Origin of the sequence: Chryseobacterium sp. Leaf405 (assembly GCF_001425355.1) — a bacterium.
In the GTDB taxonomy this organism is placed as follows: Bacteria; Bacteroidota; Bacteroidia; order Flavobacteriales; family Weeksellaceae; genus Chryseobacterium.
Genome location: NZ_LMQN01000018.1, coordinates 26,051 through 48,787, shown reverse-complemented (window position 1 = coordinate 48,787; position 22,737 = coordinate 26,051). Strand labels below are relative to the sequence as shown.

Annotated in this window: 16 protein-coding genes; 15 read left to right on the top strand and 1 reads right to left on the bottom strand. The window is 37.8% G+C overall.

All coding sequences use genetic code 11. The features are described 5' to 3' along the window. The first annotated feature begins 5 nt into the window (after window positions 1-5). The 8 genes from ASG22_RS18275 to ASG22_RS18240 all read left to right on the top strand — a co-directional run bounded on the left by ASG22_RS18275 (window position 6) and on the right by ASG22_RS18240 (window position 10,433). Window positions 6-1,988: an alpha-L-arabinofuranosidase C-terminal domain-containing protein gene (locus tag ASG22_RS18275; protein ID WP_055987750.1), complete on the top strand. Its 1,983-nt coding sequence runs from the start codon at window positions 6-8 to the stop codon at window positions 1,986-1,988. A 218-nt stretch (window positions 1,989-2,206) separates the two neighbouring features. Further along, window positions 2,207-3,904 (top strand): ribulokinase, encoded by a 1,698-nt coding sequence (locus ASG22_RS18270; RefSeq protein ID WP_055987748.1) that lies wholly within the window; start codon window positions 2,207-2,209, stop codon window positions 3,902-3,904. A gap of 207 nt (window positions 3,905-4,111) precedes the next feature. Continuing rightward, window positions 4,112-4,810: an L-ribulose-5-phosphate 4-epimerase gene (locus tag ASG22_RS18265; protein ID WP_055987746.1), complete on the top strand. Its 699-nt coding sequence runs from the start codon at window positions 4,112-4,114 to the stop codon at window positions 4,808-4,810. Between the two features lie 138 nt (window positions 4,811-4,948). Then, the gene (gene araA / locus ASG22_RS18260) at window positions 4,949-6,445 is read left to right on the top strand and encodes an L-arabinose isomerase (protein ID WP_055987743.1); all 1,497 of its coding nucleotides are present in this window, start codon (window positions 4,949-4,951) and stop codon (window positions 6,443-6,445) included. Between the two features lie 21 nt (window positions 6,446-6,466). Then, the gene (locus ASG22_RS18255; protein WP_055987742.1) at window positions 6,467-7,624 is read left to right on the top strand and encodes an aldose epimerase family protein; all 1,158 of its coding nucleotides are present in this window, start codon (window positions 6,467-6,469) and stop codon (window positions 7,622-7,624) included. A gap of 2 nt (window positions 7,625-7,626) precedes the next feature. Then, a complete protein-coding gene (locus ASG22_RS18250; protein ID WP_055987739.1) occupies window positions 7,627-9,354 on the top strand; it encodes a sodium:solute symporter family transporter in 1,728 nt (575 codons plus the stop codon). Window positions 9,355-9,439: 85 nt separating this feature from the next. Then, complete coding sequence (locus ASG22_RS18245; RefSeq protein WP_082505051.1) at window positions 9,440-10,021, top strand: Crp/Fnr family transcriptional regulator; 582 nt, start codon at window positions 9,440-9,442, stop codon at window positions 10,019-10,021. 58 nt (window positions 10,022-10,079) lie between these two features. Beyond that, window positions 10,080-10,433 (top strand): DUF4260 domain-containing protein, encoded by a 354-nt coding sequence (locus ASG22_RS18240; protein ID WP_055987738.1) that lies wholly within the window; start codon window positions 10,080-10,082, stop codon window positions 10,431-10,433. Window positions 10,434-10,437: 4 nt separating this feature from the next. Here ASG22_RS18240 and ASG22_RS18235 read toward each other — a convergent pair whose 3' ends face one another. After that, window positions 10,438-11,124 (bottom strand): NUDIX hydrolase, encoded by a 687-nt coding sequence (locus ASG22_RS18235; protein ID WP_055987736.1) that lies wholly within the window; start codon window positions 11,122-11,124, stop codon window positions 10,438-10,440. Window positions 11,125-11,648: 524 nt separating this feature from the next. Between ASG22_RS18235 and ASG22_RS18230 the strand changes: the two genes are divergently transcribed. From ASG22_RS18230 to fsa, 7 genes are all read left to right on the top strand, one after another. Beyond that, window positions 11,649-14,021 carry a glycoside hydrolase family 127 protein gene (locus tag ASG22_RS18230; RefSeq protein ID WP_055987735.1) on the top strand — a complete coding sequence of 791 codons (2,373 nt, stop codon included), beginning with the start codon at window positions 11,649-11,651 and terminating at the stop codon, window positions 14,019-14,021. A gap of 25 nt (window positions 14,022-14,046) precedes the next feature. Next, the gene (locus ASG22_RS18225; protein WP_082505049.1) at window positions 14,047-15,960 is read left to right on the top strand and encodes a sialate O-acetylesterase; all 1,914 of its coding nucleotides are present in this window, start codon (window positions 14,047-14,049) and stop codon (window positions 15,958-15,960) included. A gap of 113 nt (window positions 15,961-16,073) precedes the next feature. Next, window positions 16,074-17,528, top strand: a complete 1,455-nt coding sequence (locus ASG22_RS18220; protein WP_055987732.1) for an MFS transporter — start codon at window positions 16,074-16,076, stop codon at window positions 17,526-17,528. 129 nt (window positions 17,529-17,657) lie between these two features. Continuing rightward, entirely contained in the window at window positions 17,658-18,779 is a 1,122-nt protein-coding gene (locus ASG22_RS18215) for an endo-1,4-beta-xylanase (RefSeq protein WP_055987730.1), read from the top strand. Window positions 18,780-18,802: 23 nt separating this feature from the next. Next, entirely contained in the window at window positions 18,803-19,777 is a 975-nt protein-coding gene (locus ASG22_RS18210) for a glycoside hydrolase family 43 protein (RefSeq protein ID WP_055987728.1), read from the top strand. 80 nt (window positions 19,778-19,857) lie between these two features. Then, window positions 19,858-21,891: an alpha-glucuronidase gene (locus ASG22_RS18205; protein ID WP_055987726.1), complete on the top strand. Its 2,034-nt coding sequence runs from the start codon at window positions 19,858-19,860 to the stop codon at window positions 21,889-21,891. A gap of 88 nt (window positions 21,892-21,979) precedes the next feature. Then, on the top strand, window positions 21,980-22,639 hold the full coding sequence (gene fsa / locus ASG22_RS18200; protein ID WP_055987724.1) for a fructose-6-phosphate aldolase: 660 nt from the start codon (window positions 21,980-21,982) through the stop codon (window positions 22,637-22,639). Window positions 22,640-22,737: the final 98 nt, after the last annotated feature.

Sequence of the window (22,737 nt, the reverse complement as noted above, 5' to 3'; positions counted from 1 at the left end):
AAACAATGAAAACAAAATCCAAAATATTCGCAACCGCATTTGCTTTAAGTGTAGCCTTCTTTTCAGCTCAAAATGTAAATGTAAAAAAGCACTTTCTCGATTTGGACGGAACTTCCACCAACATCAAAATTCAGCCCACGATGTACGGAATTTTCTTCGAAGACATCAATTTTGCCGCAGACGGTGGATTGTACGCAGAACTCATCAAAAACCGGAGTTTCGAGTTTGATGAGCCATTAACCGGTTGGAAACAACTCAACACAAAAACATTGTCTCTGAATCTGGATTCCGGATTTCTGACGATTATAACCGACAAGTCTAAAACCAATAAAAACTACGCAAGAATCACGGTTTGGAATGATAACAACTATTCTCTGGAAAATGAAGGTTTCCGAGGAATCGGGCTTCATCAGGATGAAAAATATGATTTCAGTTTTAATTTAGAAAACGTTTCGGGCAATATATCAGCGGTTAATGCAAGTCTCATTGATGAAAACGGAAAGATAATTTCAACCGTTTCAACAATTATTAAAGGCGGAGGCTGGCAGAAATATACTTTGGTTTTCTCTCCGAAATTGACGGTTGAAAAAGCAACATTACAGCTCACTTTCACAGGAAAAGGTGTGGCGAATATGGATATGATTTCACTGTTTCCACAAAATACCTGGAAAGGCAGAAAAGGCGGAATGCGAAAAGATTTAGTGCAGAAATTATACGATCTGCAACCCGGATTTTTACGTTTTCCCGGTGGATGTATTGTGGAAGGAAGAACTTTGGCAGAACGTTACCAATGGAAAAAAACAGTCGGAAAAGTGGAAGACAGAGAAAATCTCATCAACAAATGGAACAATGGATTTGCTCACCGTCTCACGCCTGATTACTGGCAGTCTTTCGGAATTGGTTTTTTTGAGTATTTCCAACTTTCAGAAGATTTGGGTGCAGAACCGCTTCCGATTTTAAGTTGCGGAATGGCGTGTCAGTTCAACACCGCAGAATTGGTGAAAATGGAAGATTTAAATCCATACGTTCAGGATGCTTTGGATCTGATTGAATTTGCAAACGGAGATTCCACCACAAAATGGGGGGAAATCCGTGCTGAGATGGGACATCCGAAACCGTTTAATATGAAATACATAGGTGTTGGAAACGAGCAGTGGGGCGAAGATTACATTGAGAGATACAAAATTTTTGAAAAAGCCATCCATGCTAAATATCCGAACATCCAAATCATTTCAGGAAGCGGACCGTCGCCTGACGGAGAATTCTTCGATTATGGCTGGAAAGAACTTAAAAAACTGAATGCACAAATCGTTGACGAACATTACTATAATTCTCCTGATTGGTTCTTAAAAAATGCAGACAGATACGATAAATACGACAGAAAAGGACCAAAAGTTTTTGCCGGAGAATATGCGGCGCAATCTGTTGGCGTTGTCAAGCCGGATAACAAAAACAACTGGCAAACTGCACTTTCCGAAGCCGCTTTTATGACTGGGTTGGAACGTAATGCTGATGTTGTGACAATGACTTCCTATGCACCGCTTTTGGCACACGCAGACGGTTGGCAGTGGACGCCGGATTTGATTTGGTTCAGTAATCTGAAATCTTACGCAACTCCGAATTATTATGTTCAGAAATTATTTTCCAATAACAAAGGAACCGATTTAATTAAAATCTTAGAAAACGGAAAAGCTTTGACAGGTCAGAATAATCTTTATGCATCGGCGGTGAAAGACAGTAAAAAAGGTGAGATCATTATCAAAATTGTCAATTCAAACGTGCAACAAACTTCGGTTGAAATCAATCCGAAAAATATAAAATCGGGCAGTCAGATGACGAAAATTATATTGACTTCCTTAGGACTTTCCGATGAAAATAATTTCCAGTCGGAAACCATCACTCCAAAACAGGAAATTCAAAGTATCAAAAAGGGGAAAATTTCTGTTGAAATTCCTGTAAATTCTCTGGTTATTTTAAAAATTAAATAACTCCAAATGACCATTAACAAAGGAAAAATTAAAATTAAGTGTAAATATTACATTTATTTGAAATAGATTATTATATTTGTTTTAGCTCAAAAACAAAAAACAGAAGCTTTTTTTAGGATAAAGTAAAACTTATCGGCAATTCTTTGCGTAATGTAATTCATTGCATCTGTTATTTTGAAAAGAGCTAAAAATAATAATCAAATTAATCACTTTTGTTAATGAAAAAGTACGTTATCGGCTTAGACTATGGAACAGATTCGGTTCGTGCGGTTTTGATAGACACCGAAAATGGGGCAGAACTTGCCACTTCAGTAAGCTATTATCAAAGATGGAAAGACGGCAAATTCTGTAAACCCGAAGTTAATCAGTTTCGACAGCATCCGCTTGACCATATCGAAGGTTTGAAAAAAACGATTTCAACCGTTGTAAAAGAAAGTGGAGTAGCACCGGAAAATATCGTCAGTATTTGTATTGATACGACAGGTTCATCGCCACTTCCTGTGAATAAGTATGGAATTGCCTTATCACTTTTGCCAGAGTTTTCAGAAAATCCCAATGCAATGATGGTGCTGTGGAAAGACCATACATCTATCACTGAAGCTGAAGAAATCAATCATTTGGCGAAAAACTGGGGTGGAGAAGATTACACTAAATTCGAAGGCGGAATATATTCTTCCGAATGGTTTTGGGCAAAGATTCTTCATATCAGCAGAGAAGATGAAGCGGTGAAAAACTCAGCATACAGCTGGATGGAACATTGCGATTACATTACATTCTTACTTTCCGATAACCAGGATTTAGCAACATTTAAGAGAAGCCGTTGCGCTGCGGGTCACAAAGCGATGTGGCACGAGTCGTGGAACGGACTTCCTTCCAAAGAATTTCTTGGTCAATTGGATTCATCTTTAGCAGAACTTCGTGACCGATTGTATGATAAAACCTACACTTCAGATGAAATTGCAGGAAATCTGAATGAAGAATGGGCAACAAAATTAGGATTAACAACCGATACTGTCATCGCAGTCGGAACTTTCGATGCACATTCCGGAGCAGTGGGTGCAAAAGTCGAGGAAAATACACTGATTAGGATTATGGGCACGTCAACCTGTGATATTATGGTGGCTCCCAATGAAATTATCGACGACAAAACCGTCAAAGGAATTTGCGGACAGGTCGATGGTTCAGTAATTCCTGGATTAATGGGATTGGAAGCGGGACAATCCGCTTTCGGCGATGTTTTGGCTTGGTTTAAAGACATTTTGATGTGGCCGACTCAAAATATTTTAATGAATTCCAATATCATTGATGATAAACAAAAACAATTGCTGAAGGAAGAATTAGAAAACAATTTAATTCGAAATCTAGCGCAAGAGGCAGAAAAAATTCCACTGTCAGAATCTGTTCCAATCGCTCTGGACTGGATTAACGGCCGAAGAACTCCTGATGCCAATCAGGAACTGAAAATGGCCATCAACAATCTGTCATTGGGCACAAAAGCACCGCATATTTTCAAAGCTTTGGTGAATGCGATTTGTTTCGGTTCCAAAAAAATCGTTGACCGTTTCGAAGAAGAAGGCGTAAAAATAGAAAAAGTGATCGGAATCGGCGGTGTCGCCAGAAAATCACCATTCATTATGCAGACTTTGGCCAACGTTCTCAATATGCCGATTGTAGTGGCAGAATCAGACCAAGCGCCGGCTGTGGGTGCCGCCATTTACGCAGCAGTTGCAGCAGGAATTTATCCCAATGTTCAGGAAGCAAGCCGGAAAATGGGTTCCGATTTCGAAGCCGAATATTTCCCACAAATAGAACACGTAGAAAAATATGCAGAACTGATGAATCAATATCAAATTCTCGCAGATTTCACTGAAAATCATATCAAATCAAAGAAAAATTTGACGGTTTGCAGTTTGTAGTTGATGACAATTTTAAAACCGACAACCATCAACTGACAACCGAAAACTAAAATGATTATGGCAGCTTAATCCGTCTTCCGCTCCCAATCTTTTTTGCCAAGGCTTTTCCCAACGCAAAAAAAGGATTTCCGCTCAAGCCGGGCTGCGGGCAATTCGCTGTAAAGATTTTGTCATCTATATAATTTTTAATCTTTCAATTTCAATAAAATGAACATCTATAAAGAACTGAAAAGAGAATGTTACGAAGCCAATATGCAGCTCGATGCCTTGAAGCTGGTCGTCTACACATTCGGAAATGTCAGTGCTGTTGACCGTGATAAAGGAATTTTTGCCATTAAACCAAGCGGCGTTCCTTACGAATTGCTGAAGCCTGAAGATATTGTGATTTTAGATTACGATGCTAACGTCATTGAAGGAAATCTAAGACCATCTTCCGACACCAAAACCCACGCTTATCTCTATAAAAACTGGGAAAATATCGGTGGAATTTCGCACACGCACGCCATCTATTCCGTCGCCTGGGCGCAAGCTCAGATGGACATTCCGATTTTCGGAACGACACACGCAGATCATTTAATTTCGGATATTCCGTGCGCGCCGCCAATGCGTGATGATTTAATCGAAGGAAATTACGAATACAACACCGGAATCCAGATTCTGGAATGTTTCAAAGAAAAAGAGTTGTCTTACGAAGAAGTGGAAATGGTTCTTATCGGAAATCACGGGCCGTTTACCTGGGGAAAAAATGCCGACAAAGCCGTTTACAATAGCAAAGTTCTGGAAACGATTGCAGAAATGGCATATCGTACAAAACAAATCAACCCGGATGCTGTACGACTAAAGGATTCATTAATCAAAAAACATTACGAACGCAAACACGGCAAAAACGCCTATTACGGACAGTAATAGAATTAAATAAAGTCTGTCATTCTGAAAGAAACGTGATGTAGTGAAGAGAATCTTAATTAAGTATAATCAATAGAGATTTCTCGTTCTCGGAATGACAAACATAAAACTAAAAACCGATAACAATCAACTAAAAATATGTTAACATCTCTCAATACCAAAGAAATCTGGTTTATTACCGGAAGCCAACATTTATACGGTCCTGAAACATTAGCCCAGGTTGCAGAACATTCAGCGAAAATCGTGGAAGCTTTAAACGCTTCTTCACAAATTCCTGTAAAAGTAGTTCTAAAACCAACAGTAAAAACCACGGAAGAAATTTTCGACATACTAACTGCTGCTAATTTCGCCAAAGACTGCATCGGAATTGTAACCTGGATGCACACGTTTTCACCCGCAAAAATGTGGATCCGTGGACTGACCGCTTTGCAAAAACCAATGTTGCATTTGCACACACAGTTCAATCAGGACATTCCGTGGTCTACGATGGATATGGATTTTATGAACCTCAACCAGGCAGCGCACGGCGACCGGGAATTTGGTTTTATGGTAAGCCGTCTCCGCAAAAACAGAAAAGTGGTTGTTGGACATTGGGCTGAAGAAAGAGTTCAGAAACAAATCGGCGACTGGAGCAGAGTTGCAGCAGGTTGGGACGATTGGCAAGGTGCAAAATTTGCCCGTTTCGGAGACAATATGAGATACGTTGCCGTGACCGATGGCGACAAAGTGGAAGCAGAAACCAAGTTTGGTTTTTCGGTAAACACTTGGGGAATCGGAGATTTGGTCAGCGTTGTCAATTCTATTGGCGATGGAGAAATCAAAACGTTGGTGGAAGAATATGAATCTTTATATAAAATGGCAGAATCTCTTCTCTTTGGAGGTGCAAACAGAAAATCGCTTGAAGCTGCAGCAAGAATCGAATTAGGTTTAGAAAAATTCCTGAAAGACGGAAATTTCAAAGGTTTCTCTGATACTTTCGAAGACCTTCACGGATTGGAGCAATTGCCTGGAATTGCGGTTCAAAGATTAATGGAAAAAGGATATGGATTTGCAGGTGAGGGCGATTGGAAAACTGCCGCTTTGGTTCGTGCTATGAAAACAATGGGACAAGGTTTGGAAGGCGGAAACGCTTTTATGGAAGATTATACCTACCATTTAAATCCATCAAATCCGTCCGTTTTAGGTTCGCATATGTTGGAAGTTGACCCAGTTTTAGCAGTAGATAAACCGTCTTGCGAAATTCATCCGTTGGGAATTGGCGGTAAAGCGGATCCGGTTCGTTTGGTTTTCAATTCAAGAGGAAATATCAATTCGCTTAATGCTGCTTTAATGGATTTTGGAAATCATTTCAGACTGTTAATCAACAAAACTCAGGCGTTAGAAATTACTGAAGAACTTCCAAAACTTCCTGTTGCAAGGGTACTTTGGAAACCACTTCCGGATTTGTATACTGCCGCTGAAGCCTGGATTTTAGCAGGAGGAGCGCATCACACATGTTACAGCGAAAATATCAGTGCAGAACAGTTGGAAGATTTCGCAGAAATTGCAGGAATTGAATCTGTAGTTATTGATGAAGACACGAAAATTCGTGATTTCAAGAATACGCTTCGCTGGAACGGGATTTATTATCGTTAAACCTGCAAAACTATTCAGACTATGAAAAAAATAAGTTATAACCTGATTATTGTTGCACTTTTGAGTATTTTCGGATGCAATAAAAAAGAAAATAATAATCAGCCTCAAAAAGAAAAAATGGAAAATATACAGGTCTCAGATTACGGAGTGACGGCAAAAGGTGATTCTATCAAAAAATTTACGCTGACCAATAAAAACGGGATGAAGGTGGAAGTCATTAATTTTGGCGGAATCATCACTTCACTCACCGCTCCCGACAAAAACGGAAAATACGAAGATATAGTCTTAGGTTTTACAAAACCTGAAGATTATTTCAATGGAAATCCTTATTATTTCGGAGCTTTGATTGGCCGTTACGGAAACAGAATTGCAAATGCCAAATTCACTTTGGAAGGCAAAATCTACGACATCGATAAAAATGACGGACCGAACAGTCTTCACGGCGGAAAAGAAGGTTTTCATACCAAATTCTGGAACATTGAACCTGTAAAAGATGCGAAATTTCCAACTTTAAAACTGACATATATAAGCGAAGATGGCGAAGAAGGTTATCTCGGAAAATTATCGACAACGGTTTTGTATACTTTAATAGACGACAATGCTTTGGAAATTTCTTACGAAGCGGAAACCGATAAACCGACGGTTGTTAACTTGACGCAACATTCGTATTTCAATCTTTCAGGGAATTTCTCAAAAACAATTCTTGATCACGAATTGCAGATTAATGCAGATAAATTCACACCCGTTAATGAAACTTTGATTCCAACTGGTGAACAGAAAGCAGTGAAGGGGAGTCCGTTTGATTTTACGGTTTCAAAGGCTATTGGAAAAGATATCAATGCAGAAGACGATCAATTGAAAAAAGGGAAAGGTTATGACCACAACTGGATTCTAAACGGAAGCGGACTGAGAAGCATTGCAAAAGTTTATCATCCTGAATCAGGAAGAATGATGGAAGTTTTAACTGATGAACCAGGCGTTCAGTTCTATTCCGGAAACTTTTTGGATGGAAAATTCGATACTAAGACTGGTGGAAAAAATGAATTCAGAACAGGTTTTTGTCTGGAAACTCAGCATTTTCCGGATTCTCCAAATCAGCCTTCATTTCCATCAACAGAATTGAAACCCGGACAAAAATATCAGTCAAAAACGATTTATAAATTCTCAGTTAAAAAATAATTATGGGAAATTTAGCAACAATAGATATCATCATATTTCTTGTATATTTTGTGGTGGTAGCCGGTTATGGAATATGGATTTACAATAAAAAGAAATCCGGAACAACTGGCAGTAAAGATTATTTCTTGGCGGAAGGTTCATTGACTTGGTGGGCTATCGGGGCGAGTTTAATTGCTTCAAATATTTCTGCCGAACAGTTTATCGGAATGTCAGGCGAAGGTTTTTTTGTTGGAGTTGCCGTTGCTGCGTATGAGTGGATTGCCGCACTTGCATTGATTATTATTGCCATTTGGTTCATTCCGATTTATCTTAAAAATAAGATTTACACAATGCCTCAATTTCTTGAAACCCGTTACAACAAATCGGTTTCTTTGATTATGGCGGTATTCTGGCTGTTTTTGTATATCATTGTGAATCTTACCTCAATTCTTTATCTGGGTGCTTTGGCAATTGATACTTTGTTAGGCGGAGACAATCTTCACATCATTATGATCGGATTGCTTCTAATGGCTTTATTAATTGGTCTTGGCGGAATGAAAGTAATTGGTTACACCGATGTTATTCAGGTAGCAGTTTTAATTATCGGCGGTTTTGCTACAGTGTATATGGCGCTTCAGATTGTTGACCAGAGAATTAACGGAGCGACTGTAGGAAATGCTTTTGCAGGTTTTCAGACGTTGATGAACGAGGCTCCTCAACATTTTAAATTGATGCTTGACAAACCTACAAAAACAACCACAACTTTAGCAATGCCTGAAAATTTAGATGTTCAGAAATATGTGGTTTTACCCGGATTGGCAATGTATTTTGCAGGACAATGGATTGTAAACCTGAATTATTGGGGTTGCAACCAATACATCACGCAACGTGCTTTAGGAGCAGATTTGAAAACCGCAAGAACAGGAATTTTATTCGCAGGATTCTTAAAATTGTTTATGCCAATCATTGTGATGCTTCCGGGAATCGCTGCTTATGTTTTGTACACGAAAGGACATTTGCCGGGATTCAACGGTGTGAAAGACGGTGCCTATTCTGCCATTTTGGGATTCTTGCCGACAGGTCTGAAAGGTCTTGCTGTAGCAGCTTTGACGGCAGCCATCGTAGCATCTTTAGCCGGAAAAGTGAACAGTATTTCCACGATTTTTACATTGGATATTTATAAAAAATATTTGAAAGCAGATGCAACCGAAATCCAGATGGTGAGAACAGGACGTTGGGCAATTATCATTGCGATGTTTGTCGCTTTAGTGTTTACATGGACCGATGTTTTGGGAATCGGTGGCGAAGGAGGATTTACATTTATCCAGAAATATACAGGATTTATAAGTCCGGGTGTCTTTGCCATGTTCCTTTTGGGAATGTTTTGGAAAAGAACGACTGGAGCTGCGGCTTTGGTTGGTGTGATTTTAGGATTTGTCTTAGCAATTTTCTTCAACAGTTTTGCAGTAGATATTTTCGGTAAAGAAACCTGGTTATACACCGCATTTACTTATGAAAAATTAGAAAATGGAGTAGTTCACACCATTACAGAAATTCCGTTTTTGATTAATATGGGATGGTCATTCTTCTTTACGATTCTGGTGATGATTCTGATAAGTCTTGCTGGTCCGAAAGTCAATCCAAAAGCATTTGCAATTGATTCAACAATGTTCAAAGTTGACAACAGAACGTTGGTTTTGATTGTAGTTACTTTACTTTTACTGACTGCACTTTACGTAAGGTTCTGGTAAACCTAATAGAAAATAAATGAATGCAGGATTCCGGAATGGTGTCCTGTTTTTGTTTAATTTTGATTCAAGATTTAGAAACAGCAACATGAAAAATTTCAATGAATCAATCCAACAATATTTTGGATCTCTCACTACTGAAGAACTTTCGGTTATTCAATCTTATTTTAAGGAGGAAAAATTAAGCAAAAATAAAATATTTACAGAATCGGGTGAAATTTGTGAAAGATTGAGTGTTGTTAAATCAGGAATTCTTCGTGTTTTTGCATTAACGGAAGATGGGAAAGAAATAACGCAATGGATTTCTACAAAAGGTTTTTTCGTGACAGAATTGATGGGTTTTTTCTTTAATCAACCTAATCGATGGACGATACAGGCTTTCACCGAGGTTGAATTATTAAGCATTTCCAAAACAGATTATATAAAACTTTGTCATGAATTTCCAAAATGGATTGAAATCGAGAAACAATTTATAATCAAATGTTTTGCGATGATGGAAAACCGGATTTTTTCGCATCTTTCAATGACTGCTGAAGAACGCTACAATCAGTATTTTGAACAGAACAAAGAATTATTTCATCAGGTTCCGTTGCAGTATATTGCGTCAGTTTTGGGAATGTCGCCCGAAACTTTTAGCAGAATAAGAAAAAGGCAGACAGAAAATTCTTGATTTTTGTCAAGAGGATGTTGTTTCAATTGTCAGAGATTTGTCCAATAAATAAATGACAATGAAAAATCTTTTACTGCTTGAAGAATTGGGACAATTTGGTTTCGCTATTTTCCTTTTTGGTCAATTAGAATTTCAATGGTGGCTTTTTCCGCTTTGCCTTTTGCTTCCGGATTTTTCGATGGTTGGGTATGTAATCAATCCAAAAATTGGAGCCTGGATGTACAATTTTTTCCATCATAAACTGCTTGCAATTATAGTTTTGATTCTCGGATTCTGGCTGAAAATTTCAATTGTAGAATTTGCCGGAATTATCTTATGGGCGCATTCTTCGATGGACAGAATTTTCGGATACGGATTGAAATTTGAGGATGATTTCAAACATACTCATTTAGGTGTGATGGGAAAAAAATAATTTTTTAAATTTTAAAAGTAAACCCTTCTCCAATCTTCTTCTGATATTTCACTTCATCAAAACGATACAGAAAAGATCCTTTTTTAGAGGATGTCATATCTTTTTCTTCGGTTTTGATGAGAATATCCATTCCGTTGATTTTGCTTGTAAAATTTCTCTTATCATATTTTTCATCGAAGATCGCTTCGTAAAGGTTCTGAAGGTCTTTCATAGTGAATTTTTCGGGCAGTAATTCAAAACCTATAGGTCGTGTGGAAGCCCTTCTTCTCAGTCTCAGAATCGCATCTTTTACCATATCATTGTGGTCAAAAATAAGATTTGGTCTGTCCTGCAAATCAAACCATTTGGTATTATATTCTTCGTTAATCTGAATATTATCCTGAATATTAATTAAAGCATAATAAGAAATCGACATAATTCTGGCAGTTGGTTCACGGTCAATTTCAGTGTATGTATTCAGCTGTTCTAGATAAATGTTTTCAAGTCCGGTTAAGGTATTCAGGACACGGTTGGCAGCTTGGTCAGAACTTTCTTTATCATCAATAAAACCACCCATTAACGACCATTCACCTTTCTTTGGTTCGAAATTTCTTTGCACTAAAAGGATTTTCAGATTCTCTCCGTCAAAACCGAATATAATACAGTCAACTGCAATAAAATGTTTGGGATAATTGAGATAATTCTCTTCCATCAAAAATTATTTTCTACAAAGTTAATTGTTTTTAAGGTAGATATAAACAAAACAGTGTAATAAATGTGCAGCGAACACTTTATTTGTTTTAATTTTCTTTTTGATAATTTAAAAGCTTTCGTATCTATTTTGGGAATAATTTTTCATCGTTTTATCGATTTATTTGCCAAATAACCATGAATTATATGTGAATTTAATGTTAAAATTATGTTAAAATTTTTTACGTGAATTTCAGATGAAAGTTTATCTGACATATCTTTTGAAATACGATAAGTCTACACACGTATTTTAATCGATTCTTTTAAATCGATGATCTTCATTTTGATAGTGATTAAATTATATTTATTTAATTGATTTTCTTTAGTTTGTCTAATCTTGTTTTTTATGATAAGCTAGCATTTTTTAGAGATACTTTTTATTAATTGAAAAAGTGATTTTGTATATCATTTTATCGTTAAAGTTTAAAGTTGTTTGCCAGTTGAATACTTTCTTTTATTTTAGAAATGTAGAAATAACATTTATTTATGAACAAAAAATCTCTGATTTTACTCGTAAGTTTTACTTCTCTTGCTTTCGGGCAGGTGAAGAAAAATGTTAGCTACTTTCCTCTCAACAAAGTTCATTTATCAGAAAGCGTTTTCAGCAAAGCGATGCAGACTGACGAAAACTATATAATGTCTATGGATGCAGACCGTTTGCTGGCTCCATATTTGAAAGAGGCGGGGCTCAATCCAAAAAAAGAAAATTACCCAAATTGGGAAAATACTGGATTGGACGGGCATATTGGAGGACACTATATTTCTGCATTGTCACTCATGTACGCTTCTACAGGTGATGCAAAAGTGAAACAGCGACTAGATTATATGATTGATGAGCTGAAGCGTTGCCAGAATATTTCAGGAAACGGCTATCTTTCAGGTGTTCCGAACGGGGAAAAAATCTGGAAAGAAATTGCTGAAGGAAATATTCGAGCAGCTACTTTCGGGTTGAATGACCGCTGGGTTCCGCTGTATAATATTCACAAAACTTACTCAGGTTTAAGAGACGCTTATTGGTACGCAGGGAGCGAAAAAGCAAAAAAAATGCTTATTAAGCTTACCGATTGGATGGCAAATGAAGTTTCCAGACTTTCCGATGAGCAGATCCAGGAAATGCTGAACAGCGAACATGGCGGACTGAACGAGGTTTTTGCAGATGTTTACGACATTACTAAAAATGAAAAATATCTGAAGTTAGCGCACCGCTTTTCGCATCAGGCGATTTTAAATCCATTGTTGATTCACGAAGATAAACTGACGGGAATTCACGCCAATACGCAGATTCCGAAAGTCATAGGTTTTAAAAGAATTGCCGATTTAGAAAACAACAAAGAGTGGAGCAGTGCAGCGGATTTTTTTTGGACAAATGTAACTCAAAAACGTTCCGCAATTATTGGGGGAAACAGTGTGAGTGAACATTTCAATTCCATCAATGATTTCAGTGGAATGATTAAAAGTATCGAAGGTCCCGAAACCTGTAATACATACAATATGTTGAAGCTGACCAAAGATCTTTTTGCTACCAATCCGAAGTCATCTTATCTGGATTATTACGAAAGAGCTCTGTACAATCATATTCTTTCCACTCAAAATCCTGAAAAAGGCGGTTTCGTATACTTTACGCCAATGCGCCCCGGTCATTACCGAGTGTATTCTCAGCCGGAAACCAGTTTTTGGTGTTGCGTAGGTTCCGGAATGGAAAATCACGCCAAATATGGTGAAATGATTTATGCATATTCGGATAATGATTTGTATATCAATCTGTTTATTCCGTCTGTTTTAAAATGGTCTGAAAAGAAATTGGTGTTAAGACAGGAAAATAATTTTCCGCAGACACCTTCTACAAAATTAATTTTTGACCTCGCTCCGAGTTCTGAAATCAATCTGAAACTAAGAGCACCGGAATGGTCTAATATTTCACAAATAATCGTTTCCGTTAATTCAAAAAATATCAATATTCCTGTCGATTCCGAAGGTTATATCAATATCAAAAAAAAATGGAAAAAGGGCGATGTGGTCGAAATGAAAATCCCCATGCACCTTTCAGCAGAGCAGCTTCCTGACAAATCGGATTATTATGCTTTCAAATATGGTCCAATCGTTTTAGCCGCAACGTACGGAACAGAAAATCAGAACGGACTTTTTGGCGATGACAGCCGTGGCGGTCACATTGCGCACGGACCACAGATTCCGTTGAATGATATTCCGACTATTTTGGGAAGTTCAGATGTGATTGATCATCTGGAAACAGTGAATGGAGAAGATCTGATATTTAAATTAAATGGTCTTTATCCTCAAAATAAATTTGCAGAAGGATTGAGATTGATTCCATTCTATAAAATTCACGAGCAGCGTTATATTATTTATTTTCCGCAGGCAACTCAGGATAAAATCGAATTGATTCAGAAACAGAAAGCCAAAGAAGAAACGGAAATCCGAAAACTGAACAATATTACGACAGATAAAATTCAGCTCGGTGAGCAACAGCCGGAATCTGACCACTTTTTCAACAGCAAAGATTCCAACACCGGATATATGGAAGATCGCCATTTCCGTGAGGCAAAAGGATGGTTCAGTTATCAGATGAAAAATAAGGAGAAGAGTGCAAAATATCTTTACATCACATATTTTGATGCCAATAATAATCGTACTTTGAATGCAGAAATCAACGGAATTAAAGCCTACTCTAAAAATTTCGAAGGAAAAATGGGCAGTTCTCCACAAACTTTATTAATTCCGATTCCTGAATCTGAAATCCATAAAGATATACTGAATATCAAATTTAATTCAGGTGAAAAATCATTAACTCCGAAAATCATCGAAGTAAGATTGCTGAATCAAACGCCAGATAAAAACTAAAAATAACTGCAGAATCAAATTTGCTATGAAAAATAAACTCTTTTTTAAAATATTAATTCTATTCATCGGCGCGTTGTGCTTTTCATTGATCAATGCAAAAGTTAAGCTTCCGGCTTTGGTTTCAGACGGAATGGTCTTACAGAGGAATCAAAAACTGAATATTTGGGGAAAAGCTAATGCCAATGAAAAAGTAGAAGTGAAATTCCTTAACAAAAATTATAAAACATCCGCAGACCAAAAGGGAAACTGGAAAATCGTTCTTCCGGAACAAAAAGCGGGCGGTCCGTACACTATGACCATCAATGAATTGACGCTTAAAGACATTATGATTGGCGAAGTTTGGCTGGCCTCAGGACAATCGAACATGGAACTGCCGATGCGCAGATTGACTCCGCTATACGCCAACGAAATCAAAAATGCGAATAACCAAAATATTCGTTTTTTCACGGTTCCTCAGAAATATAATTTCAAATCGCCTCAAACCGAACTAGACGGTGGAAAATGGGAAGCTACAAATCCTCAAACGATTTTAAATTTTTCAGGTGTTGCTTATTTTTTTGCTAAAGATGTAAGTGAAAAAGAAAAGGTAGCGGTTGGAATTATTCACTCAAGTTTAGGAGGTTCTCCAATTCAGGCCTGGATGGATGAAAATTCTCTGAAAAAATATCCTGAATATCTGGATGAAGCTAAAAAGTGGCAGAATGATGATTTAATCAAATCAACTGAATCTAATGAACAGGCTCTCAGCAAAGCTTGGTATGGAGAATTAGACCAAAGTGATCTCGGACTCAATCAGCATTGGGAAAAATTTGATTTGAATGATTCTGACTGGAAAACGATGCAGATTCCGGGTTCCTGGGAAGATAAAGAAGGTTCTTTCGATGGTTCGGTTTGGTTCAGAAAAGAAATTATTTTAACAAAAAATCAGGCTGGAAAACCAACGTTTTTAAACCTTGGTAGAATTAAAGATGCTGATGTGACCTATATCAACGGCACAAAAGTCGGAAACGTGACTTATGAATATCCGCCACGTTGGTACGACATTCCTGCCGGAGTTTTGAAAGAAGGCAAAAACGTAATTGCTGTGAGAATTTCCAACGGAAGCGAAAAGGGGCAGTTCATCGCAGATAAACCGTATTACCTTGAAATCGACGGACAAAAAATAGATTTAAAATCTGAATGGAAATATAAAATCGGGGCAAAAGTCGACAGAATGGCTCCGGGACAAACCTTCATCCGTTGGAAGCCGACTGGTCTGTACAATGCGATGATTAATCCTTTAATTAACTACAATATCACAGGTGCACTTTGGTATCAGGGCGAAAGTAACACAGGAAAACCAAAAGAATACGGCGATTTGCTGACTACAATGATTACAGACTGGAGAAGCAAATGGAATAACAAAGAAATGCCCTTTTTCATCGTTCAGTTAGCCAATTTTATGGAATCAAAATCTCAACCGGTTGAAAGCAATTGGGCAGAATTGAGAGAGCAACAAAGTCAGGTTTCGCTAAAAGTTCCGAATACCGGATTGGCTGTAATTATCGATATAGGAGAGTGGAATGATATTCACCCTTTAAACAAAAAAACAGTGGGAGACCGACTCGCTTTACAGGCAATGAAAATCGCTTATGACAAAAATGTAATTTCAGACGGACCAGTTTATCAGTCAATGAAAATCGAAGGCAATAAAATTATTCTTTCTTTTAAAAATGGAAGTGATGATTTTGCACCAATTTCTAAGTTGAAAGGCTTTGCCATAAAAAATTCTGATGGAAAATGGGTTTTGGCAACAGCTAAAATCGAAGGTAAAAAGCTTGTAGTCTGGAATGATTCGGTTAAAAATCCGGTTGCAGTTCGCTACGATTGGGCAGACAATCCGGATGGAAACCTGAAAAATAAAACAGGACTTCCCGCATCGCCTTTTACTACAGAATAATCTTTAAGTCTTTGCTGAGTTTACGCCTTTGCGAAACTTAAAAACGATTAGTAGTCAAAAAATATTTGCGGACTTTGCGTTTAAAAATTAATTATAAAAATATCAACAATTATATGAACAATACATCTCAAAAAATATCTGTCGTTGAAAAAATCGGCTACAGTTTGGGAGATTTAGCGGCCAATCTGGTTTTCCAGACTTTGGTAACGTACTTAGCTTACTTTTATACAGATATCTACGGATTGAAACCCGAAAATGCTTCTGTCATAACTTTAGTTGTTGGATTGATTGCCGGTTTCGGATTCAATCCGATGGTTGGCGCATTGGCAGACAGAACCAGGACTAAATGGGGAAAATTCCGTCCGTGGATTTTATTTTCTGCAGTTCCGTTAGGTGCAGCCGCACTTTTCGCATTCAGCACACCCGATTTTTCTTACAAAGGAAAAATGATTTATGCGGCGGTAACGTACAGTATTTTATTGTTACTTTATGCGGCTAATAACTTGCCTTACGCTGCGTTGAGTGGCGTTATTACAGGCGATATGAAAGAGCGAAACAGTATTTCGTCTTACCGTTTTGTAGCGGTAATGTTTGCTCAGTTTTTCGTTCAGGTATTTATGCTGCCAATTATTTTATCCGCAGGAAACGGCGATAAAGCAGTCGGAATCGAAATCGTAATGACATGGTTGGCGATTATCGGAACCATTATGTTGCTCATTACATTTTTTACCACCAAAGAAAGAGTGATTCCAAAACCGGAACAGGAATCTACGTTGGGAGCCGATTTGAAAGATTTAAAGAAAAATAAACCGTGGATTATTATGTTGGTTGTTACGGCGTTGATTTTCATTACATTGGCAATGAAAGGTGGTTCTTATGTTTATTACTTCAACAATTATGTAGATGAAACTTCCCTTAAAAATTTCATTTCGCCAATAACCAATTTCTTCAATTCTGTCGGGATGAATTTCTTCGGTGAAGACCCTCGTTCAGCAGGTTTCGGGCTGTTCAATGCTGGTGGAATCATTATGATGATTGTCGGAATTACCTTTTCAAAAAGATTTGCCGACAAATACGGGAAAAGAGATGCTTTCATCGCATCATTGTTCATTTCAACATTGTTTATTGTGGCATTCATTTTTTATCCGCCAAAATCGGTAGGATTAATGTTCCTTTCGCAAATTCTTCACGGCTTTTTTTACGGAATCAGCACACCGCTTCTTTGGGCAATGATTGCCGATGTAGCTGACTATTCCGAGTGGAAAAATAACAGACGCGCAACAGCCATAATTTTCTCTGCAATGATGGTCGGGTTGAAAGTTGGTTTGAGCATCGGAAGTTCACTAGTTTCCTCTATTATCGGAAATTACGGCTATCTTTCTTCAGAAGGTGCGCAAAATGTTATTCAGCCTGAAACTGTTGCAGCAGGTGCTAAAATGCTGGTCAGTATTTACCCTGCAATTCCATTTTTTGCCGCTTGTGGACTATTGATGTTCTATGAAATCAACAAAAAAATGGAAACTCAAATTGAGCAGGAACTGAAAGACAGAAGAAAGTTACAGGATTAGAAAATTTGGGCAGTTTAATCCGTCTTCCACTCCCGCTTTTTTGCTCGTCGTACCTCCTCACAAAAGAAGCTCCGTTCAAGCCGGGCTGCGAGAGATTCGCTGTTAAAATTTAGATTTAAAAAAATAATTATGAAAAAAATAGTCGCATTATTAGGAATTTTAGCCTTTACCGTCTCTTGCAAAACCGCAAATTCGGGATCGTCAGACAATTCCCTGAAAAATGCCTTCAAAAATAAATTCTACATCGGAACTGCAATGAGCCTTCCGCAGATTAATGGAACCGATGTGAAATCCGATGACATTATTAAAAAACAATTCAATTCCATCGTTGCGGAAAACTGTATGAAATCAATGTTCATCCAACCGCAGGAAGGAAAATTCTTCTGGGAAGATGCCGATAAATTCGTAGAGTTTGGAGAGAAAAATAAAATGTTCATCATTGGTCATACCCTGATTTGGCATTCACAATTACCAAAATGGTTTTTTGTGGGCAAAGACGGAAAAGATGTTTCACCCGAAGTTTTAAAACAGAGAATGAAAAGCCACATCACAGCCGTTGTCAGCAGATATAAAGGTAGAATCAAAGGTTACGACGTTGTCAACGAAGCCATTATGGAAGACGGAACTTATAGAAAAAGTAAGTTTTACGAAATTCTGGGGGAAGAATTCATTCCGCTTGCGTTCAAATATGCACAGCAAGCTGATCCCAATGTTGAATTGTATTATAATGATTATAACGAATGGTTTCCGGAAAAAGTAAAAACAGTTGTTAAAATTGTTAAGAATATGAAATCCAGAGGAATCAGAATCGATGGTGTAGGAATGCAGACTCACGTAGGATTGGACACGCCAAAATTGGAAGAATACGAAAAAGCAATCACAGATTACGCTGCAGCAGGCGTAAAAGTGAATATCACTGAAATGGAAATCAGTCCGCTTCCTTCTCCTTGGGGAACTTCTGCCAACGTTTCCGACAAAGTGGAGTATGAAGCCAAAATGAATCCATACACCAAAGGACTTCCCGAAAATGTTGAAAAAGATTGGGAAAACCGCTATTTGGATTTTTTCAACTTGTTTTTGAAACATCAGGACAAGATCCGAAGAGTAACTCTTTGGGGAGTAACAGACAATCAATCCTGGAAAAATGATTTTCCGGTAAAAGGCAGAACCGATTATCCGCTTCTTTTCGACAGAAATTATAAGGCAAAACCTGTTGTTGAGAAAATCATTCAATTAACAAAAAAGAAATAAGTCTAAAATCTAACTTCTAAATAATGAACAAAGCAAAATATCTCTTCCCAAGCGATTATATGGCAGATCCTTCCGTACACGTTTTCGAAGGCAAATTATACATTTATCCGTCACACGACCGTGAAAGTGGCATTGAAGAAAATGACAACGGAGATCATTTCGATATGAACGATTACCACGTTTTTTCTTTAGATGATGTTGAAAATGGCGAAGTAACAGACCACGGCGTTGTCCTTTCTGTAAAGGATATTCCTTGGTCTGGAAGACAGTTGTGGGATTGCGATGTGGCGTTTAAAGATGGTAAATATTATATGTATTTCCCTTTGAAAGATAAAAATGACATCTTCAGAATCGGTGTTGCAGTGAGCGATAAACCTTCTGGTCCTTTTGTTCCGGAAAAACATCCGATGTTGGGAAGTTACAGCATCGACCCTTGCCTTTTTGAGGACGACGGAAAACATTATATGTATTTCGGCGGAATCTGGGGCGGACAATTGCAACGTTACAGAAATAACAAAGCACTGGAATCTGCAGTTATGCCGAATGATGATGAACCGGCAATTCCTTCAAAAGTGGTAATATTGAGCGATGATATGTTGGAATTTGGCGAAGAACCGAAAGACCTTCTAATCCTTGACGAAGAAGGAAATCCTTTGCTTCACGGCGACAAACACCGTTTTTTCGAAGCATCATGGATGCATAAATACAACGGAATATATTACTTTTCTTACTCAACGGGAGATACACATCTAATCTGTTACGCAACCGGAGATAATCCTTATGGACCATTTACATTTCAGGGAGAAATTTTAACGCCGGTTGTGGGATGGACAACCCATCACAGCATTGTTGAGTTCAAAGATAAATGGTATCTGTTCTTCCATGATTCTGTTCCTAGCGAAGGCAAAACTTGGCTTAGAAGTATGAAAGTCGTTGAAATTGAATATGATGAAAACGGAAAAATAAAAACCATTGAAGGGTTGGAAGAAAATCAATAGGAGCGGGCTTTGGCCCGTTTTAAAAAGATAATATACAATTTGGCTTTAGCCAAAACTTAAATAATTTTAAAAATTTAAGAATGCAACATTTCCGAATTTACGTTTTGTTATTTTTAATGATTCCGCTTATGATTTTCGCAGAAGATGGCAGTCAGCTTTGGCTTCGGTTTCCAGCAAAAAACGGGATTTCGTCAAATAAAATCATTTCGAAAGGCAACAGCCCGACATTCAATATTGCCAAAAAAGAGCTGACGAATCATTGGCAGGGACAAGAAGTCGAACTTCGTACGGACAAATCTTTAAAAAACCTGAAAGATGGTTACACGATAAAATCTGTTCAGAATAAACTGGTAATTTCTGCCGGAAAAGAAATCGGATTGTTGTACGGTGTTTATCATATTTTAAGGCTTCAGCAAACGAATAGTTTAACTACTAATCTCAACATTACGGAAAAACCATCTTTTGATGTAAGAATTCTTAATCATTGGGATAATCTCGATGGAACGATTGAACGTGGATATGCCGGACATTCAATTTGGAAATGGGAGGATTTGCCGAATACCGTTTCACCGAGATATGAAGAATATGCAAGAGCAAATGCATCAATTGGAATCAATGCAACGGTTCTGAATAATGTGAATGCTTCTCCGAATATGCTTCGTGAAGATTATCTGAAAAAAGTCAAGATTTTGGCTGATATTTTCCGACCTTACGGAATCAAAGTTTATCTTTCTGTCAATTTTTCTTCGCCGAAAGTATTAGGAAATACAAAAGATTCTGACCCGTTGAATAAGGACGTTCAGAAATGGTGGAAAGACAAAGCTTCAGAAATTTATAAATTAATTCCCGATTTTGGAGGATTTTTGGTGAAAGCCAATTCCGAAGGACAACCCGGACCGCAGGATTACGGAAGAACGCACGCCGACGGTGCCAATATGATGGCCGATGTTCTGAAACCTTATGGCGGAATCGTGATGTGGAGAGCATTTGTGTACAGTCCGAGCAAAGAAGACAGAGCAAAACAGGCTTATCTTGAATTCACACCTTTGGATGGAAAATTCAGAAATAACGTCATCATCCAGATCAAAAACGGACCGGTTGACTTTCAGCCTCGTGAAGCATTTAATCCACTGTTTGGAGCATTGAAAAAGACACCGGAAATGGTTGAATTTCAGATTACTCAGGAATATTTGGGACAGGCAAATCATTTAGTCTATCTTGCTCCATTATTCAAAGAAACATTAGATAGCGATACGTATTCCAATGGAAAAGGTTCGACAATTGCAAAGATTACAGACGGAACATTAAGACCTGTAAAATTAACGGCAATTTCAGCAGTTGCCAATATCGGTGAAGACACAAATTGGACGGGGCATCATTTTGCACAATCCAATTGGTATGCATTTGGACGACTGGCTTGGAATCATGATTTGTCCTCAGAACAGATTGCCGACGAGTGGATTAAAATGACTTTTACAGATGATAGAAACTTTGTCAATCCTGTCAAAGAAATGATGCTCACTTCCCGTGAAACCGCTGTAGATTATATGATGCCACTGGGTTTACACCATATTTTCGCCGGAAATCATCATTATGGTCCCGAACCGTGGGGCGATTACAAAGGAGGAAGACCAGATTGGTCGCCTGTTTATTACCATCAAGCCAATGCAGAAGGACTTGGATTCGACAGGACAAAAACCGGAAGCGATGCCGTTTCACAATATTTTCCGCCACTTAATGGGATGTATGGAAACATCAAAACGACTCCTGAAAATCTGATTCTATGGTTTCATCACGTTCCGTGGGATTACAAAATGAAAGATGGAAAAACCATGTGGGAAGAATTGTGCTACAAATACGATTTAGGCGTTCATGAAGTGAGAGATTATCAAAAAGTCTGGGACAAAATGCAACCTTACATTGATAGTGAAAGATTCACAGATGTTCAGTCAAAACTTAAAATCCAGTCAAAAGATGCCGTTTGGTGGAAGGATGCGTGTCTATTATATTTCCAGACGTTTTCCAAAAGACCGATTCCTTATGATATCGAAAGACCGATTCACGAGTTGGAAGATCTGAAGAAAATCAAACTCAACATGGGTCATCACAATTAAATAACTTCTGAATTTTTTAAGACAGGAAGTTGTTTGTATAATAAGTTAAGACTTATATAAAATATTTAATAACAAATAAAATCTACATATGAAATTTTTTATCGACACTGCCAACTTAGAGCAGATTAGAGAAGCCAATGATTTAGGAATTCTTGATGGCGTAACTACTAATCCGTCACTAATGGCAAAAGAAGGAATCAGCGGAAAAGAGGCGATTCTTCAACATTACAAAGACATTTGCGACATTGTAGATGGTGATATTTCAGCAGAAGTTCTTTCAACAACTTATGAAGAAATGATTGCAGAAGGCGATATTCTGGCGCAAATTCATCCAAACATCGTTGTGAAAATCCCAATGATAAAAGACGGTATCAAAGCTTTAAAATATTTTTCAGACAAAGGAATCAAAACCAACTGTACTTTGATTTTCTCTGCCGGACAAGCACTTTTGGCAGCAAAAGTCGGTGCAACCTACGTTTCGCCATTCTTGGGAAGACTGGATGATATTTCTACAGACAGTTTGAATTTGATTCAGGAAATCAGATTGATTTTTGACAATTATATGTATGAAACCGAAATTTTAGCAGCATCCGTTCGCCACTCAATGCACATCATCAACTGCGCTAAAATCGGTGCAGATGTCGTGACTTGCCCGATTCAGCCGATATTATCATTGTTGAAACATCCTTTAACGGATTCAGGATTAGAGCAGTTTATCAAAGATTCACAAAAAATGCAGATCTCATAACGAACAATTCGTGTACGTGATAAAAGTTTTAAATCTGGGTAAATAGAACGACTTAAAAGATTATATAAGAAATATTTCTCTTCACTTTCAATGAAAAA

Excerpts from the sequence above, each read along its gene's own strand:
- ASG22_RS18250 (WP_055987739.1), top strand. The coding sequence starts at position 7,627 with ATGGGAAATTTAGCAACAATAGATATCATCATATTTCTTGTATATTTT.
- ASG22_RS18230 (WP_055987735.1), top strand. The coding sequence starts at position 11,649 with ATGAACAAAAAATCTCTGATTTTACTCGTAAGTTTTACTTCTCTTGCT.
- ASG22_RS18270 (WP_055987748.1), top strand. The coding sequence starts at position 2,207 with ATGAAAAAGTACGTTATCGGCTTAGACTATGGAACAGATTCGGTTCGT.
- ASG22_RS18255 (WP_055987742.1), top strand. The coding sequence starts at position 6,467 with ATGAAAAAAATAAGTTATAACCTGATTATTGTTGCACTTTTGAGTATT.
- ASG22_RS18245 (WP_082505051.1), top strand. The coding sequence starts at position 9,440 with ATGAAAAATTTCAATGAATCAATCCAACAATATTTTGGATCTCTCACT.
- ASG22_RS18215 (WP_055987730.1), top strand. The coding sequence starts at position 17,658 with ATGAAAAAAATAGTCGCATTATTAGGAATTTTAGCCTTTACCGTCTCT.
- araA (WP_055987743.1), top strand. The coding sequence starts at position 4,949 with ATGTTAACATCTCTCAATACCAAAGAAATCTGGTTTATTACCGGAAGC.
- ASG22_RS18210 (WP_055987728.1), top strand. The coding sequence starts at position 18,803 with ATGAACAAAGCAAAATATCTCTTCCCAAGCGATTATATGGCAGATCCT.
- ASG22_RS18205 (WP_055987726.1), top strand. The coding sequence starts at position 19,858 with ATGCAACATTTCCGAATTTACGTTTTGTTATTTTTAATGATTCCGCTT.
- ASG22_RS18220 (WP_055987732.1), top strand. The coding sequence starts at position 16,074 with ATGAACAATACATCTCAAAAAATATCTGTCGTTGAAAAAATCGGCTAC.
- fsa (WP_055987724.1), top strand. The coding sequence starts at position 21,980 with ATGAAATTTTTTATCGACACTGCCAACTTAGAGCAGATTAGAGAAGCC.
- ASG22_RS18240 (WP_055987738.1), top strand. The coding sequence starts at position 10,080 with ATGAAAAATCTTTTACTGCTTGAAGAATTGGGACAATTTGGTTTCGCT.
- ASG22_RS18265 (WP_055987746.1), top strand. The coding sequence starts at position 4,112 with ATGAACATCTATAAAGAACTGAAAAGAGAATGTTACGAAGCCAATATG.
- ASG22_RS18235 (WP_055987736.1), bottom strand. The coding sequence starts at position 11,124 with ATGGAAGAGAATTATCTCAATTATCCCAAACATTTTATTGCAGTTGAC.
- ASG22_RS18225 (WP_082505049.1), top strand. The coding sequence starts at position 14,047 with ATGAAAAATAAACTCTTTTTTAAAATATTAATTCTATTCATCGGCGCG.
- ASG22_RS18275 (WP_055987750.1), top strand. The coding sequence starts at position 6 with ATGAAAACAAAATCCAAAATATTCGCAACCGCATTTGCTTTAAGTGTA.